The sequence below is a fragment of the Thalassoglobus neptunius genome (assembly GCF_007859735.1).
In the GTDB taxonomy this organism is placed as follows: domain Bacteria; phylum Planctomycetota; class Planctomycetia; order Planctomycetales; family Planctomycetaceae; genus Thalassoglobus; species Thalassoglobus neptunius.
The window spans coordinates 1328025-1343622 of sequence record NZ_SIHI01000001.1 but is presented as its reverse complement, the minus strand read 5'-3'; the positions used below and the strand labels follow the sequence as shown (position 1 = coordinate 1343622).

General features: G+C 50.7%; 16 protein-coding genes, 1 tRNA gene and 1 pseudogene. 8 read left to right on the top strand and 10 right to left on the bottom strand.

Annotated features, from left to right (window positions below; all coding sequences use genetic code 11):
- Positions 1–110 precede the first annotated feature (110 nt).
- Positions 111–2417, bottom strand: coding sequence for a BatA domain-containing protein (locus tag KOR42_RS05495; RefSeq protein WP_197440887.1), 2307 nt, complete (start codon positions 2415–2417; stop codon positions 111–113).
- Between the two features lie 392 nt (positions 2418–2809).
- Between KOR42_RS05495 and rplM the strand changes: the two genes are divergently transcribed.
- The 6 genes from rplM to KOR42_RS05465 all read left to right on the top strand — a co-directional run bounded on the left by rplM (position 2810) and on the right by KOR42_RS05465 (position 6024).
- Entirely contained in the window at positions 2810–3298 is a 489-nt protein-coding gene (rplM, locus tag KOR42_RS05490) for a 50S ribosomal protein L13 (protein ID WP_146507730.1), read from the top strand.
- 199 nt (positions 3299–3497) lie between these two features.
- Positions 3498–4139 (top strand): 30S ribosomal protein S9, encoded by a 642-nt coding sequence (gene rpsI / locus KOR42_RS27795; protein WP_146507728.1) that lies wholly within the window; start codon positions 3498–3500, stop codon positions 4137–4139.
- 88 nt (positions 4140–4227) lie between these two features.
- The gene (rpmA, locus tag KOR42_RS05480) at positions 4228–4497 is read left to right on the top strand and encodes a 50S ribosomal protein L27 (protein ID WP_146507727.1); all 270 of its coding nucleotides are present in this window, start codon (positions 4228–4230) and stop codon (positions 4495–4497) included.
- Between the two features lie 299 nt (positions 4498–4796).
- Positions 4797–5465: a hypothetical protein gene (locus tag KOR42_RS05475; RefSeq protein WP_231740673.1), complete on the top strand. Its 669-nt coding sequence runs from the start codon at positions 4797–4799 to the stop codon at positions 5463–5465.
- 118 nt (positions 5466–5583) lie between these two features.
- Complete coding sequence (locus tag KOR42_RS27325) at positions 5584–5763, top strand: TolB family protein (protein WP_231740671.1); 180 nt, start codon at positions 5584–5586, stop codon at positions 5761–5763.
- A gap of 187 nt (positions 5764–5950) precedes the next feature.
- A tRNA-Val gene (locus tag KOR42_RS05465) sits at positions 5951–6024 on the top strand.
- 215 nt (positions 6025–6239) lie between these two features.
- On the opposite strand, the pseudogene KOR42_RS27790 reads toward KOR42_RS05465, so the two are convergent.
- From KOR42_RS27790 to KOR42_RS05445, 3 genes and pseudogenes are all read right to left on the bottom strand, one after another.
- Positions 6240–7106, bottom strand: a pseudogene (locus KOR42_RS27790) (tyrosine-type recombinase/integrase); the annotation flags it as partial.
- 790 nt (positions 7107–7896) lie between these two features.
- Positions 7897–8328, bottom strand: a complete 432-nt coding sequence (locus tag KOR42_RS05450) for a hypothetical protein (RefSeq protein WP_146507717.1) — start codon at positions 8326–8328, stop codon at positions 7897–7899.
- Positions 8329–8342: 14 nt separating this feature from the next.
- Positions 8343–8876, bottom strand: coding sequence for a hypothetical protein (locus tag KOR42_RS05445; protein WP_146507715.1), 534 nt, complete (start codon positions 8874–8876; stop codon positions 8343–8345).
- A 137-nt stretch (positions 8877–9013) separates the two neighbouring features.
- On the opposite strand from KOR42_RS05445, the gene KOR42_RS05440 reads away from it, so the two are divergent.
- On the top strand, positions 9014–9247 hold the full coding sequence (locus tag KOR42_RS05440; RefSeq protein ID WP_146507713.1) for a hypothetical protein: 234 nt from the start codon (positions 9014–9016) through the stop codon (positions 9245–9247).
- 249 nt (positions 9248–9496) lie between these two features.
- Here the strand turns inward: KOR42_RS05440 and KOR42_RS05435 are convergent, their stop codons facing one another.
- The 6 genes from KOR42_RS05435 to groES all read right to left on the bottom strand — a co-directional run bounded on the left by KOR42_RS05435 (position 9497) and on the right by groES (position 15159).
- The gene (locus KOR42_RS05435; RefSeq protein ID WP_146507711.1) at positions 9497–10330 is read right to left on the bottom strand and encodes a hypothetical protein; all 834 of its coding nucleotides are present in this window, start codon (positions 10328–10330) and stop codon (positions 9497–9499) included.
- 60 nt (positions 10331–10390) lie between these two features.
- A complete protein-coding gene (locus tag KOR42_RS05430) occupies positions 10391–11380 on the bottom strand; it encodes an RHS repeat domain-containing protein (RefSeq protein ID WP_197440886.1) in 990 nt (329 codons plus the stop codon).
- 104 nt (positions 11381–11484) lie between these two features.
- On the bottom strand, positions 11485–12201 hold the full coding sequence (locus KOR42_RS05425) for an RHS repeat protein (RefSeq protein WP_146507707.1): 717 nt from the start codon (positions 12199–12201) through the stop codon (positions 11485–11487).
- A gap of 54 nt (positions 12202–12255) precedes the next feature.
- A complete protein-coding gene (locus KOR42_RS05420) occupies positions 12256–12534 on the bottom strand; it encodes a hypothetical protein (RefSeq protein WP_146507705.1) in 279 nt (92 codons plus the stop codon).
- A 543-nt stretch (positions 12535–13077) separates the two neighbouring features.
- Entirely contained in the window at positions 13078–14691 is a 1614-nt protein-coding gene (gene groL, locus KOR42_RS05415; protein ID WP_146507703.1) for a chaperonin GroEL, read from the bottom strand.
- 153 nt (positions 14692–14844) lie between these two features.
- Positions 14845–15159, bottom strand: a complete 315-nt coding sequence (gene groES, locus KOR42_RS05410) for a co-chaperone GroES (protein ID WP_146507701.1) — start codon at positions 15157–15159, stop codon at positions 14845–14847.
- Positions 15160–15409: 250 nt separating this feature from the next.
- On the opposite strand from groES, the gene KOR42_RS05405 reads away from it, so the two are divergent.
- Entirely contained in the window at positions 15410–15592 is a 183-nt protein-coding gene (locus KOR42_RS05405) for a hypothetical protein (protein WP_146507699.1), read from the top strand.
- Positions 15593–15598 lie beyond the last annotated feature (6 nt).

The window sequence follows — 15598 nt, the reverse complement described above, 5'->3', positions numbered from 1 at the left end:
AGTGAGTCGAGCGCGACGGGCCAATTATTGCGGCGGCTCGAACTCATCGCAATGTCGAAAAAAAGATCATCACCGAACGTTCGAATGACGACCACGGTCGCCCGAAATAATCACTCCATTTCAGTCGTCAACTGAGTATGCCCTCCTTGAACCATTCGCCGTGTCAGAAAAACTTCGGCGACGAGCAGGGCCAAGATCCCAAGCAAGAGAATCCACCACAATTCCGATCGTGTCAGCTCAGCTTGATTGGCAGCGGTTAAATCACTCATCGTGTCGATCATCTTCATGCGATCCTCTCCGGACAGAATCTCCCATTCGACTTCATCGATCCGAGACAAATCCGACTCTGACGGATCGCGTAAAACAAGGAACGAAGTCGCTTCCGGTTTTACAGCGTCCTTCGAGACGAACTCATACAAGCCGGGAAGCGATGTCTCAGAAAAGGTCGCAAAAAGTGCGTCACCTTCGCGAAGCAATTTTGGCTCACTGCTGACTTCGTTCGGTCCGAGAACGGCAAAATCTCGCGGTCGCTCTCCGTCTTCCAGGGGAAGTTTGAGGACAGCTCCTGCAGAAACATTTCTCTTGAATCCCTGACCGGAGAGTTGAAAGACGATCTCGTGCAAAAAGGGAACAAAGTCGGATCGAGCGGGGAGAGTGCTCCAGTCCGCATCGAGCGGAACAGCAAGCAGTGCCACTTTTCCTTGACCTGCCTGTTCGATCACCAGGAAAGGATCTCGATTCGTGAAACGCCCGACGACCGACTCTCCCGATCGCGAACCGACTGCCTCACCCGCAGGATCTTGAATCGGTTCCGGTTCGTCAGAATCAGTCTTCTCGTCCGAATCCTTCATGCTGCGCTGAGTCCCCAGCTTCCACCATTTCGAAAACCGAGTGGCTGAGAAATCGACATCATTGCCTTTCTGAAATCGTTCCATCCAGGAGTCAGTCAAGGTGTCTGTGTCAATCACAACTTCAGTCGATGCACCATCGTCACCAATGGCATCGAACGTTTGGGATTCAATCGAAAGAAACTCTGCAGGCAGAAAATGTTTCTGCGGCATCTCTTCCCCGGTTTCGACAAGCCAGGTGTTCCACGATTCCGTTTCAATTCGATCTCCCGGAGCAATCAGGAGTCCGCCTCCGCTTTCCACAAATTTGGTCAAGCTGCGCTGCTGAGATTCATCAAGAGTTGGCACGTTGCAGAGGAGAACGACTTGTTTGTCTTTGAGTGCTTGTTCATTCAACTCCGTGGGATGAATAACAGTCGATCGCACCCACCGTTCATTCTCACCGGAGGAACGAAACGCAGCTGATACGAAAAACGACTCCGATCGTGTTTCGTCGCGGTGACGAGCCCCGTCCACAATCAAGACCGGAACCCCATCCGCAACTTCGATCAAGACCTCTGCAAGATCATCGACAGGAAGCTGATCGTGCTCGAGAGCAATCCCAATCCGATAGACTCCCGGCTCTGAAAAGACGTGTGAGAAGTCGACCGTCGATTGACCATCGCCAGCCAGCGTCACTTCCCGTTCCGCCCCTGCAACAGGCTGATCATTCACATTCAGCCGTACAGTCTTCGTCGTACTCGCTCCTCCGGACTGACTCACGACTGCCCGAATTTGAATCGGAAACCCGGGAACAGTCAGTGAACGAGACAAGCCGATTTCTCCGACGGAGAAGTTGTTCGGAGTTCCTTGCACTTCTGACAAATCGACGACAGAAATCGTGGGCGGCACAGCGGGTTGCGATAGCAAATCATCGAGACGTTGCCGTGAGAGCTGATCGTCCAGAGTCCACGGATACTTCTGCAAATCGGTCAGGACAATGACTTCCCGAGAGACGTTCGATGTCGTGAGCAAGATTTGGACAGCTTCTATCACCGCTTGCGAAAGTTTGGAGGTCCCATCCGGAGCAGCGATTGTCTGAAGCGAATCTCGAACGTGTTTCAAATCTGTGGAGGGCGGGTGAATTAACCGCCGCGTTTGTGTCCGTGCATCGATCAGCGAAACCGTATCGCCAGGATTCAGTTCTTCCAGTGCATCAAAAACCCACTGAATCGCACGCTGATGAGGAATTCCATCATCCGACTCCCATCCCATGCTTCCAGATCCGTCGATTACAAACACCACATCACGCGAGACCGCCGGGGCAAAACTTCCAAAAATCGCCCCACGTCCCCAGGGACGAGAGAGAGCAAGAGCCAGCAGCCCGAGAATCAACATCCGAATCAGAAGTAAAAGAAAATCCTGAAGCCGTATCTTTCTCCGAGTCCGCTGCCCCAGCTTCAGAAATTGCATCGCTCCCCATTCAACGACCTCAAAACGACGCCTGCTGATGAGATGCGCCAACACCGGCAAAGCGACAGCAGCCAAACCCGTGAGCATCAGAATGTTCAGAAAGCCAAAGGACATCATCTCGCGATTTTCTTGAACGAAAACGACTCTCTCCGCCAAAACAAATGCGGAGATCCCAACCTCAGTAAAATTCTCAATTCCCTGTTCCCAGCCGCATCGGCGAAAACGCCAAGAGTTCTCGCGCAGAGCCATTCTGACTAAAGACCGCGGCAGAGCAACGGCATCGATCCACGATATTGACCATAAAGATTGACATTTTCACAGGTTTCGTCGATCGCGAGGAGTTGATTCAACACTCGGGGGACGCTATCCTTCCCGTTTCGATTCTTCTCATGGGTCACGGACTGGTTCCATCTTACGTGTCGGAAGTATCGGTAATTGCAGTAGTTATGCTCTTAATGAAGTAGCGAATTCGTTCCCGGTTTCGAAGGAACGAAGTCAGAATTCGAGGTATTGCCGTGCAAACGGTTCAGAAAACAACACTCGCTCGCGAACAAGACATCACACAGAACTGGTACGTTGTCGATGCCGATAGCGAAATCGTCGGCCGTCTGGCAAGTCGAATCGCCACCGTCCTGATGGGCAAGCACAAGCCCATTTATACGGCACACGTCGACTGTGGCGACTTCGTGGTCGTTTTGAACTGCGACAAGATTCGGTTCTCTGGAAAGAAACTGGCTCACGCCGAGAATCCAAACTTCACGAAGAAAATGGCTCGGAAAGAATACGATCGATACACAGGGTATCCCGGTGGTCGTCGTGTTGAAACCGGTGCTGAGTTGATTGAATCGAATCCAACCAAGATTCTTCACGAAGCTGTTCGCCGCATGCTGCCCAAGAATAAACTGGGTCGTAAGATGCTGCGAAAACTCAAGCTGTACGCCGGGACAAGCCATCCACATCAGGCGCAGCAGCCACAAAACTTGCCAGAATGGGTATAGTTTGCAAGGCCGCCTGACTCCTTACTGTGAGTCGGCAGCTTCAAGCAGCTTTGCACCATTTTCTGAAATAGCAGACGAGAGTTTGCATTCGTAAGAGCCACAAGCTCTTGCAAGAGAATACATTCACCGACAATTGGCGAGGAAAGACATTCCTCGCTCGAATCGATTGACTTAGTTTTTTGTTTTTGGAACACACCGGATGTCGACAGATTCACCGAACAACGACCCTGCAGAAAATGACACACCAGCGGAAGGAACCCCGGTCGAGGCAGTCTCTCAACCTGAGGTGACTGAACCGGAAGTTCCAAGCATTCCGTCCGCACCAACGAGCGTTTCATCTGATGAAACGTCTCTCGCTTCTGGTCTGGAAATCGGCGGAACTGCAGTCGTCGAGGATTCTGGTGAGGAAGTGATCGCCCGCCCTGATCCAGTGATTCGCGGAAAAGTGGATCGCTACGGAGTGGCTTGGGGAACTGGCCGTCGTAAGACTGCTGTTGCCCGTGTTCGACTCAAAGAAGGAAGCGGAACTATCACGATCAACGGTCGTGAGTTCGAACAGTACTTCCCAATCCTTCGCGATCAGAAACTGGTCGTGGGACCGCTGGCTGCCACCTCTCTGGAAGGCAAAGTTGACATCATCGTGAATGTCAATGGCGGTGGACCAACCGGACAGACCGGAGCAGTGGTTCTTGGAATCGCTCGAGCCATTCAGGCCAAGCATCCTGAACTTCACCAAACACTCAGCGAAGGTGGCTTCCTGACTCGTGATGGACGAATGGTGGAACGGAAGAAATACGGCTTCAAGAAAGCTCGTCGAAGCTTCCAGTTCTCAAAGCGTTAATCGTTCACAACCACCTTGCTTGCGGTTCAGACTCACAACGTTACAACGGATTGTCCATTGCGGACAAAGATTTCATTGAGGTAGTGGCATGGCACATAAAAAGGGACAGGGTTCTACTCGCAACGGTCGCGATTCAAACGCCAAGCGACGTGGAATCAAGAAGTTTGGCGGACAATCTGTCATTGCTGGAAACATCCTTGCTCGACAGTGCGGAACAAAATGGCACCCCGGCAAAAACGTCGGAATGGGCCGCGATTACACCCTGTTCGCACTCGTTGACGGGACTGTATTCTTCGATCGCAACGGTCGTCGCATGAACGTTGCAGTTACAGAAGAAGCTGTTGCAGAGTCCAACTAGATTGAGTTCCATTTTTTGCGACGAAGACTCCGTCATCGCGCCTCAGTCATTCGCGAGACAACAGTCGCAGGAAATCTGATTTCATAACTCCGTCTGCTGACCACTCAGCAGTCGGAGTTTTTTCATGCGCTGAACTAAAGACAGCCCATGGCAACTACCTCAGAAATTCGTCCGCACCTATAATTGAACCGATTCCAACACTCTCGGGCGAGCGTTGAGCGAGGAACCGAAAACTTCCCAAGCACTCGCCCTGTTCGAGAGAAACGATTCCACGATTCAAGCTGCTGAAAGAGATGCTCATGATCCGTCGATCTCTCATGCTTCTGACAACACTTTGCACATGTTCTGCAATTTGCTTTGGGCAGGAATCCGCAACTCCTGAAGAGACGAAATACCTCGACAACATTCAGCGGGTCACATTTGGGCTCCCACGTGCAGGGGAGGGATATTTTTCTCCGGACGGCCAGACGATTGCGTTTCAAGCGTTTTCCGTCGGTTATCCCTTCTATCAAATCTATGTCCAGGCACTTGATGAAAAGACGCCTGTGCGCGTCAGCCCCGGACTCGGACGAACGACGTGTGCCTACTTTTCTCCGGATGGGGAATCCCTTCTGTTCTCCTCCGCTCACACGAATCCAGATATCGCTGCAATCGAAAAAGAAGCCCGCGATCTCGCTGCTGCCGGCGGATACGACGCAGAAGCGAGTTACTCACACGACGGAAAACAGATCGTATTCACATCAACGCGAGACGGTGACCCCGACCTCTATATCATGAATTCGGATGGCACGAATGTCCGCCAGATCGTCAACCAGGACGGCTACGATGGCGGACCGTTCTTCTCTCCTGACGACAATTGGGTCCTCTTTCGAAGCGATCGCGAAGAAGAACACATGCTGCAGCTTTATCTCGTTTCCGTCGACGGGAAGACCGAGATTCAGTTGACCGATGACCTCCAGACAGTGTGAAATGCCCCCGAAGTTTGAACCAGGCTTATGAGAGTTGGGGTTAGGTAAGTAAGTCAGTGTGCTGGAGTGGAGGAGAAGGTGGAGCCGTAGGCGGAACCTTCAATACAACGAAGAATCAGTGACAGCTGGAGAAGTCACACGAATTACCACCCACGAGAAAGCAGACGTCTTGCCCGTTTTCAGCCCGGACGGAAAGAAGCTGATGTGGACATCATCTCGAACCGAGGACGGATCAAGCCAACTTTACATCGCAGACTGGCGCGGCCTGCTGCCACCCGAAGAAAACACAGACCGCTAACACGCCCAACAATCTGAGCACGCTCTTGATCCAGCCACACAGCCCCGACCTGAGCACCTGAGTGGACCGTTCTACATCGGCTCCAACCCGTTAACTCCAACGAATCACTGCAAACCCAAGAAGAAGCGGCCCCAGAAGGCACAACTCGCTTGCAGAACTCACTTGTCATCATCAAAATACCCGCCCCGGACGTTTGGCGCAGCTGGCTAGCGCGCTTCCTTCACACGGAAGAGGTCACAGGTTCGAGTCCTGTAACGTCCATTTCTCTTTTCTCGCTTCTCGCGATTTCTAAGCGGTTTCGCAAGATTATTGCCGTCTCTTTCAATCTTGCTCTCCTCTGAGTTCCGCTCAATTCCTTCCTGTTCCGTCGTGTTCTGGTCTGCTTTGTGGTCTGCCGTGGAGGCCTTCTCGTAGTGATCATCTGTCACTTGAAGATAGTGTCTGGCTGCAATGAGGGCTGAATTGCCGATCCATTGGCAGACAACGTGAATCGGGAATTCCTCCAGGAGCTCCGTTTCCCGAGTGGCTCGGAGGTTATGGAAGATCTTGGGCCAGGACTGGATGCCGGCCTCCATGAGAATTCGCTTCATCTTCACTCCGTAGTTGGAGTGCCTGGAGCGAATCGGCAGAACCCAAACGGAATCGGCTCCGGACCATTTGGACGCCCGTTCCAAGGCTTCCCGGAGCTCTGGGAATAGAGGAATGATCCGTTCTTCCTTCCCCTCATGATGCTCAGTCTTCGGGCTCGGAACGACCAGCTTATCCTGATCCCAGAGAACATGCTCCCATTTAAGGGCCTCGATTTCCGAGGGACACCGGAGCCCGCCGAACCGAGCCAACGAGAAGATGAGCCTCCAATCCTCATCGGGACAAGCTTCCAGGATCTTCTCGGACACCTTTCGCGTGATGAAGTGATCTCTTTTCCGATTCGCGAGAACGGTTCTCGGTATGGATTTCACTCGGAACGGATTCTTGGCGATGAGTTCCCTGTCAACGGCGTCTGCAAAGAACTGGGAGGCGACAGAACACATCTTGCGAGCCGTGTTCTCGCTTTTTCCGTCCGCCAAGAGAAAGTTCCGAAAGTCTTTGGCATCGCCGATCGTAAACGAATCGATCAATCGGGAGCCATCGAAGCATTTCATCAACAGTTTGAGACATCGGCCCCAGACAAGCTTCGACGATCTTTTGACGTCCGATCGGGAATCGATAAATTGCCGGCAAAGATCCTGCAATGAGAGTGTAGCGGCCTCCTCGCGAGGAGCTTCGATCAGGTCCAGCTTGTGCAGTTTCTCTTTGAGTGAGTCGGCACAAGTGCTGAGCCATAATGCCGTATGCAACGGCATTGAGGTTCCGGAGTGGCGAGCCGCGACCAGCGTTTCAATGTGTCGCTTGATCTCCTCGGCGTTCTTCTTTGGCATGACTCCCGGATAAACGGATTTTCGCTTCCCGGAACCGTCAACAAATCGAATCCGCCAACCGGCTTTGTACCTGTCTAAAGTTGCCATTCAGTCTTTTTTGCTCCGTATGAATCGGTGTTCAGCTATTCAATTTCACGTACTGGGATTCTCAGTCGATTTGGAATTCAAATCCTCGAGGAGCGTAGAAATTTCGTCAGAAATTTCGATCGACTTTTCTAAGTGATACTTGGCTTGTAATCGCCCCTCCTCATCTCCCCTGTATTGCATTCGAGTTTTCCAGGTTGAACCATGTCCTCCCACCATTCTATCTGCTGCCAATTTGTGAAATTCGAGAAGGATTGAATTCGCGTTGAGAATTGCAATTGTTCGAGTGATCTCCGACGACTTAACTTGCGCTACTGCACTCTTCGCGAGCTCCTCCCGAGTAAGTTTCAATTCCTCTCTTTGCAGACCTAATTCTTCTCGCTGCATCTCCAGAACTTCACTGTTCTGAGCAAGTTGTTTCGACTGAAGAAGAATCGTGTATATCAGGCCAACGAAAGCCAGACCGGAGAACAGAGCATTCACTGCCCCAAAAGAATCACCAATCGTGCCGGCTTCTGACCAATCACACGACAACCATCGAATAACTGGTGAGACCAGAAGCCAGGAAACGGCAACTCCTAATCCGAGCCACCAAACCCACTTTGGAAATTTTGAACCGGCTGCATTGTTCTCAAAGATCATGAATCTTTTGCCCTTTTCCGTTTTGCTTTCTAACAATCTCTCCAAGCCTCTCCCCAGACTTGATCGTATTCCAAACCCTAGAGAAGGAGGGCCAGCTCCTTAGAGTGGAATAGCCGACACCAAGATTTTCTGCCAATTCTTTCTTTGTGCCGCTCCATCCCCGAGCGACCAAAATAATGGCGATTTCCTCCTTGCTCATGTCTCCGAGGAGATCGATTGGCCTAGGTTTCGGCAAATGGGACTCAACCAAGAGTTCAACCGCCGACGTGAGCCGAGAGAGGTTTTCACTAATCTTGCTGAGTTCGCTCTGAGATTCTGGACTCATTGAGCAGGCCTTGTTGGCTAAAAACAAAATCCCCTCCGAGGTCTCATTGGGGGTGAAACCTTGAAGGGGAACGAGTGGCGATGAACCTGCTGTCAACTGTGAGCACCGCCTCAAGAAGCTCTCAGGACCTCAATTGCCGCCTGGGCCTGTAACCGGGCTTTTGCCGAATCGTCGGCGTTGTAGACCAAGATGCAGACATCGGGGTCAGTTCCCTCTACGCCAAAAAGATGCTCATTCCGGTTGATTTCGCACAACTCAGAACTTCCCCCGTCGATCTCCTTGGCTGCTGAGAAAAACCTTCCGGCAAGGATGCGAAGAGTTTCGCCGATTTCCCTCCTTGACCATTCGATACCAACTCCAAAGGCCACCCCGAAAAAGTCGTGGTCAATGACCCCGTCCTCGAAATGCCTTTGTAGAATCTCATCCACGGACGAACCTGAGGGAATTGTGGTTCCTTGTTCAGGTTTATTAGATTCAATGTTCACAGTCTGAGTTGCTTCAAGTAGCGTGTCCATGTCACAATGCTCTCTCTTGGCCTGCAAATCCTTTTTGCACCAGATTGCAGGCAGTGGGACTAGAAAACAAGAGGCCTCGGGAGAACATCTCTCGGGGTCTCTTGTCGTTTCAGGGCTCTCGGCTTTCATTGAATGCTGATGACAGGAGTTGTAGGGGACGCCACTCAAGATGTCAATAGTTGTCTATAGAAACCTAAAGTTCAATTCTTTCTCGGTCGACAGCCCTTTAGGTTGAATTTGATTGCTCCAAACCTTTGAATCAGCAAATGGCAAAAAAGGCAAAAACAAAAACCTCAACGAAACAATCTGGGGTTTACTACGGAATTCGATGTACGGATGACGATTCAGCGTTGTTCGAACGAACTGCGTTTCTCGAAGGGTTCTCGTCGGTTCAACAATGGCTTCTTGCCATTGGACGCAAACGGGCTCGGGCTATCGTAGAAACGTCTCAAACTGGCAACGTCCGCATCTCAGAAACGATCGTGGTTCCCGAGGAATGAAGCGAGATTTCCATTAGGCAATCGTCTCACAAAAGCACTAGCACAACCAGCGGCACCCTAAACTCACTCACTATTTCGCCGGCCCCCCCCAGTGCCACCCCGCCCGTACATAGTGGGGGACTACCAGACGGCATGATGGTATGAGATTGGGAAGCCTGTCGGCGTATCTATTGAATGGACCGCTTAAAACAATGCCTAACTGCGATAGATCAAACCGAGCAAAACTGAGTCGCGGCAGAGCCTACTTCGCTAGAGCAGTGAAGAAAACTGACCAATCAGCTTTCCATCTTTAATCCCCCTGACGTCCAAAAACATTCCGCTACTGCTCACCGCCACTATTACGACATGCGTGTTATTCATCAATACACTGACAAACATTGAAGAAGGTCCAGAATAAAAGTGTATATTGTCACCGTCTCGGCATGATGCTCGCCAAATTTCACGTTGCTCTTTGGTGTCAACACAAAGGATGCAAAATTGGTCGGGGTAATTCCCATGAATTGCAACAACCATGTGATTATTCGAAACCCCACCCGTTAGGTGGCCGTCAGCTTTGGGGAAGTTGACATTGCGAAGCAACACTTGGCGCTCGTCAGTTGAATTCAGCTTCAATGTGTTCGTTTCTTCTGTATGTACGGCATACCAATTGTGATCAATTTCGCGAGTTGGGTATGGTCGATACGGCGAAATTCCGTCCAAATCTGGAATGAACTCTGACTCGTGGAATCGTCCATTTGCAATTGCCATTTTCACCCACGGTGGAAACTTGACCAGAAGATGGCTCTCGCAATTCTCGACAAAGGCTATGGCAGATTCCGGAGTTCCAAGTCTGATTGATTGTTCGAAGTACGCTCGAATTGCAATACTAGTGCTTGTTGAAGAACTCAACCGAGTCAAATCTTCCTTGCTGGTATGCCGGAAAGCCATTCTTACTAGAAATTCGCCTTTTGTGTCCCATGAACTTGAATCAAGAATATTTTCGACTTTTCCCCAAATAAGTTCAGGGTCTTCGGCGATGATTCTGCGGTTAAGAACCAGGACCAATAAAAATACAGAAGCTCGACAAAATGTTTCGAAATTCATGTGATTAATTGCATCGACAAAGCGAACAGAGAAAACGATTTTACGAAGTCGGTTCGAGAACTAATCTTGATTTGTTCCGGTTTGTTGACGTGGTGAAGCGTCAATATCGGGTTTTTCAGACACGCATGGACAGCAATTCCATTTGATCGAAAACGAACGGCTCGCACTTGCAAAAAGATTGACAGACTGATCATTGTTCCACCATGCTGGCGGGTTGGCATTTGACGGCAAATCTCCAACACTGGTTTGACACATACCTTTTCCGTATTTTCCCCTTTTGGCCCAGTTGTCGACAATGGCTGTCTGTTCGGTTCGCAGGAAGAACCTGACTTCACCTTTGGCAACATATTCACCACATTTGTTGTTGATTGCTGCCCCTCTGGCTTGATCTGTAATTACGAAATTCTTTCCAGCAATCACAGTGACTTCGTCGATATCTGTCATCTTGCCATTTTCGCCAACTCGAAACACCTCGTAAAAAGAGTACTTTTGAGGTGCTTTGTTGCAGTCGTTGCAATCATTTATCGCACACGAAATGTCTACTTTCTGTATGAAGTAGCCTTCAAATTTGGCCCCGCCCTTGATCCTGAATATCCACCCAATTTGAGCGAAGTCACCGCACTTCTTATTATCTAGGTCCTCAAAAGTAGCCCGAATGTCCACACTAAACGGCTTATCTTGGGCTTGCAGACCAGAAGGGTCTATCCAAATTGGTGGCCGATTTTCTACGTAGATGTAGACATTGACTGCCAAACTCGAAATCTGCAATGGGTCCGCAGATTTCCACCGTGCAACAGTGGGCTGATAAACTCGCTGGCGGACGTAGTAATCCCCCGACTGTTCATCGTAGTAGTACCCAGCCTGACCGTTCCAACGGAATGGGTTTTCCGAAGTGCCGGAGTGGCTGATTTCGTTGCCCCAGGCATCGGACTCGTAAGTATCGGTGACGTTCTCACTCTCGTCTGTCAACGCAACTGTGCTTCCAAGTGCATCGGTGTGGTAAAAGGAAGTTGCTCCGTTTCGGTGCTGACTGAGAATCCCGCCGTACATTCCCGGCTCTTGTGTGTATTCAACGGTCCTGTCGAAGCTGTCGTCATACTCTTCAATGATGTTGCTATCGACCTCATCCCACAGAAAATACTGAGTCGTCATGATTAGCCCTCCTGCTTGATCTGCAACCCATCGGGGTCAAAAGTCTTTGTTACACGAGAGGTATCCGGGTTGATCGTTTGAATCGGCTTGTTTTCATAATCCCAGACGGTGGTGGTTCGCTGACCATCCGGCGTCAACACAACCGCTTGATTGCCATTGAGATCGTAGGTGTACGTCGTTCGACCAGAAGCATCTCCCCCAGAGACGAGTTGGTTTGCAGCATCATAGACGGACGTTGTTCTCGCCCCGTCTTCATTTTTCAACGTACGATTGCCACGCGAGTCATACGTGAACGTGTGACGGTAAGCATTCGTTCCAGTGCGGTGCTCTCCAATCAACTGGTACGTTGCGTCGTACAAATAGGTCGTTCGGTTTCCCGAGGAATCGTCCACTTCGGTTCGATTTCCAACGTTGTCGTATTTGTACTGGAACTCTTCAATGACCGTATGATTGCTTTCCAGATTCGTAACTTTTGTGACTCGATTCGCAGCATCGTAGATGAATGATGTCCGAGTTCCGTTATCAAATTTTTTCGCGATTCGCCGACCGGTAGAATCGTAAACGAAAGTCGTTCGCTCACCTTGCGGGTTAATCTCCGACTGCACACGATTGAGGGCATCGTAGCTATAGGTAGTGCGACCTCCTGACGGGTCGATCCTCAAGATGCGATTATGATTTTCATCATACTGATAACTGATCGTCTTAAAAGAACTCCCCACGTGCCACCCAACGCCGTTAACCTTTTAGTGTTGTATTGCTGTGTTGAAAACAAATCACAGGTTTTGATCGTGGGCTAACGCCTCAGGGCGTAGGCGAGGACTTTGAGGGCGGCTTCGACGAACAGGGCTTTCTAGTGCGGCACCTGTGGTTCGCTTCAATCCGCTCATGAATGATTCCACAAGCCAGCGTCTGCCGTATCCTTTTGTTTCGAGTTCTGTCCTGGTCATCTGTGAGCGGTACTCGCCATTCAGCTTACCGTGAATCATTTCGATCATCTCCCACTGAAGGTCAGTCAGGTCACTTGGGTACGCTTTTCGAATCGCCTCGGACACCGTGCACTCCTTTGCGTTGATGAACCGCAAAGTGTGAACAAAACCAGACTTTCACAAAACCTCAGTTTCCGGATAGCCTCTGAGTGGCTCGGATCACGACGGTTTGATTGAGCATCATCCACCAAACGCGAAATTGCGATGATGACTTCTTCAGTGAGTGGTGCCCGTTCGATGCTTTTGTTTTGTTTCTCGTTCATAATTTAACTAATTCAGCACAATGTTGAGGATGTCGTATATCCTTTACGCAGAGAGAGCCCGTCCGGGTGCTGTCAGTATAGAATACTTCACCGTTCGCGATTGAATCAAGAATCAACGCGATTCCTCCATTGACTGTCCGTGGCGAATCCTTCTTGTCGCTTTGCGCCCCGACCGAGCAAGTCGGTTGGACCATCCAAACCTTGAATTGTCACAACTGTGTAACGAAAAAACCCTGAGCGTGGATCACGCTCAGGGTTTTGTTTTTTGAGTCTGGCGAGTTTGCCCCGAGTGAGTCACCCGGGGCGAACTTTTGAACTGACTCAGCTTCGTTGGTTCACGGGCGACTTAGTAGAGGTCGCTGTCGTGTCCGCCGCCTTTTTTGTCGTCCTTTGGCTTGTCAGCGATGAGGGCATCGCTTGTCAGCAACAGTGTTGAAACACTGGAGGAGTTCTGCAGGGCGGTGCGGGTCACTTTGACGGGATCGATGACACCTGCTTTGACGAGGTCTTCGTAGGTGTCGGTCGCTGCGTTGTAACCTTCGTTTCCGCTCAGGTTAGAAACCTTCTCACAGATCACGCTGCCGTCCATGCCGGCGTTGTTGGAGATCTGTGTCAGCGGAGCGCGGCATGCACGGCGGATGATGTTGTAACCAACTTCTTCGCCATGTGAGAGTTTGCCAGGATCCACGCTTGTGGACGCACGCAGCAAAGCGACTCCACCGCCAGGAAGAATTCCTTCTTCGACGGCAGCCCGGGTCGCATGCAGAGCATCTTCGACGCGGGCTTTCTTTTCTTTCATTTCCGATTCGGTCGCTGCTCCGACGTTCACTTGAGCAACACCACCGGAGAGCTTTGCGATTCGCTCTTCCAGTTTTTCGCTGTCGTAATCGCTTGTGGAGTTTGCGAGTTCTGCTCGGATCTGATCGATACGGGCTTTGATGTCCGCGGTCTTTCCGGCTCCTTCGATCAGTGTCGTGTTGTCTTTGTCGATGACGACTTTCTTGACACGACCGAGATCGGACAACTGGAGGTTGTCGAGCTTAATTCCGAGATCTTCGAAGATCGCCTGTCCGCCACACATGATGGCGATGTCCTGCAACATGGCCTTACGACGATCGCCGTAGCCAGGAGCTTTGACAGCTGCGATTTTGAAGGTTCCGCGGAGCTTGTTGATGACGAGTGTCGCGAGTGCTTCACCTTCAACGTCTTCAGCAATGATCAACAGCGGCTTGCCGGAGTTGACGACCTTTTCCAGGATTGGAACGAGGTCTTTAATGTTGCTGATTTTCTTTTCGTGAACGAGCACGTAAGCGTCTTCGAGAACGCATTCCATGCTCTGTGAGTCGGTCACGAAGTACGGAGAGAGGTAGCCGCGATCAAACTGCATTCCCTCAACAACTTCGAAATCTGTGTTGAGGCTTTTGCCTTCTTCGACGGTGATCACGCCGTCTTTTCCAACAGCTTCCATCGCGTCGGCCAGAATCTTGCCGATGGTGTCGTCACCATTGGCAGCGACGGTTCCCACCTGAGCGATGGCTTTTTTGTCGCGGCAAGGGATTGCCATTTCGCGAAGTTTTTCGGTGATCTGCTCGACCGCTTTTTCCATACCTCGCTTCATTTCGAGCGGGCTGACACCAGCGACGACGGCTTTGAGACCTTCGTTGTAAATCGCTTCGGCCATAATGGTCGCGGTCGTTGTTCCGTCACCGGCGACGTCGGACGTCTTGCTGGCGACTTCACGAACCATTCGAGCACCCATGTCTTCGAACTTGTCAGCAAGTTCAATTTCCCGGGCGACGGTCACACCATCTTTGGTGACAGTCGGCGAACCGAAGCTTTTTTCCAAAATGACGTTTCGCCCTTTTGGTCCCAGCGTCACGCGAACAGCTTTTGCCAGCTTGCTGACTCCGCGTCGCATGGCTTCCTGTGCTTCCTGATCGAAAGCAATCATCTTGGCCATGTTGTTCTCCTCACAGAGTTTGAGAGATATTATTCAAAAAGTTGAAATTGAATTCCTGACGAAGTTCTGACGTTGAACTGTCGGGCTGTTTGGTTTGGTGATGATTTTCAGATCACCAAAGCTCCGACCCGCCAAAACTCCTTCCAACGACTGCTAGTAGGTCGCGAGAATATCGCTCTCTCGCAGCAAGAGGTACTCTTCATCGCCGACTTTGATTTCGTCGCCAGCGTAAGAGCTGAAGATCACTCGATCCCCTTCTTTCACAGTCAACGCAACCTTCTCGCCATCGTCACGGGTATGCCCATCGCCGATTGCGACCACTTCGCCACGTTGTGGCTTGTCCTTTGCGGAATCAGGAAGAACGATTCCACCTGCGGTTGTGTCCTCAGCAACCTGTCTCTTCAACACAACTTTGTCGCCCAGCGGGACAATTTTGGTTCCGCCTGTCGATTTGGCCTTCTTCGCCATGAATGACCACTCCCATGATGGATGTCTAATTGCTTGCACGATGAGTCATCACGATTTGATGTGCAATCTCAACGCACACTGTTCCTTATTTTCCCTCTTTGCTACAAATGGCGTGCCAAGACTCACAGTTCGACATATCACCTTACAAATTCAAGAGATACGGAATCCACGCTTTTTTCGATCGCGCGATTTTGGCGGGGAAAGACTTGTCATCACAGCCGGTGCTGTCAAACTGGCAGCATGTGATTCGATGACTTCGAGGTTTGCCATTTCCGGTCGAATCGCCGAATTCGATGAGTCCGAAGCACTTCGACTCCCGTTGGCGAAGCTGACATTCCGGCGTCGGAATGGCTTCTCCATCTTCATTCATGAAACGCTCTACGGAGGAGTTGAGACCATTTTTGATTCAACGCAAGGTTCTCATTTCGATTAAGGAGAT

Bases quoted from the DNA above. Each gene is read 5' to 3' on its own strand.
- KOR42_RS05495 (WP_197440887.1), bottom strand. From the start codon at position 2,417: ATGATGTCCTTTGGCTTTCTGAACATTCTGATGCTCACGGGTTTGGCT.
- rpsI (WP_146507728.1), top strand. From the start codon at position 3,498: ATGTCGACAGATTCACCGAACAACGACCCTGCAGAAAATGACACACCA.
- rpmA (WP_146507727.1), top strand. From the start codon at position 4,228: ATGGCACATAAAAAGGGACAGGGTTCTACTCGCAACGGTCGCGATTCA.
- KOR42_RS05475 (WP_231740673.1), top strand. From the start codon at position 4,797: ATGATCCGTCGATCTCTCATGCTTCTGACAACACTTTGCACATGTTCT.
- KOR42_RS05445 (WP_146507715.1), bottom strand. From the start codon at position 8,876: ATGAAAGCCGAGAGCCCTGAAACGACAAGAGACCCCGAGAGATGTTCT.
- KOR42_RS05440 (WP_146507713.1), top strand. From the start codon at position 9,014: ATGGCAAAAAAGGCAAAAACAAAAACCTCAACGAAACAATCTGGGGTT.
- KOR42_RS05435 (WP_146507711.1), bottom strand. From the start codon at position 10,330: ATGAATTTCGAAACATTTTGTCGAGCTTCTGTATTTTTATTGGTCCTG.
- KOR42_RS05430 (WP_197440886.1), bottom strand. From the start codon at position 11,380: ATGTACGGCGGGATTCTCAGTCAGCACCGAAACGGAGCAACTTCCTTT.
- groL (WP_146507703.1), bottom strand. From the start codon at position 14,691: ATGGCCAAGATGATTGCTTTCGATCAGGAAGCACAGGAAGCCATGCGA.
- groES (WP_146507701.1), bottom strand. From the start codon at position 15,159: ATGGCGAAGAAGGCCAAATCGACAGGCGGAACCAAAATTGTCCCGCTG.
- KOR42_RS05405 (WP_146507699.1), top strand. From the start codon at position 15,410: ATGACTTCGAGGTTTGCCATTTCCGGTCGAATCGCCGAATTCGATGAG.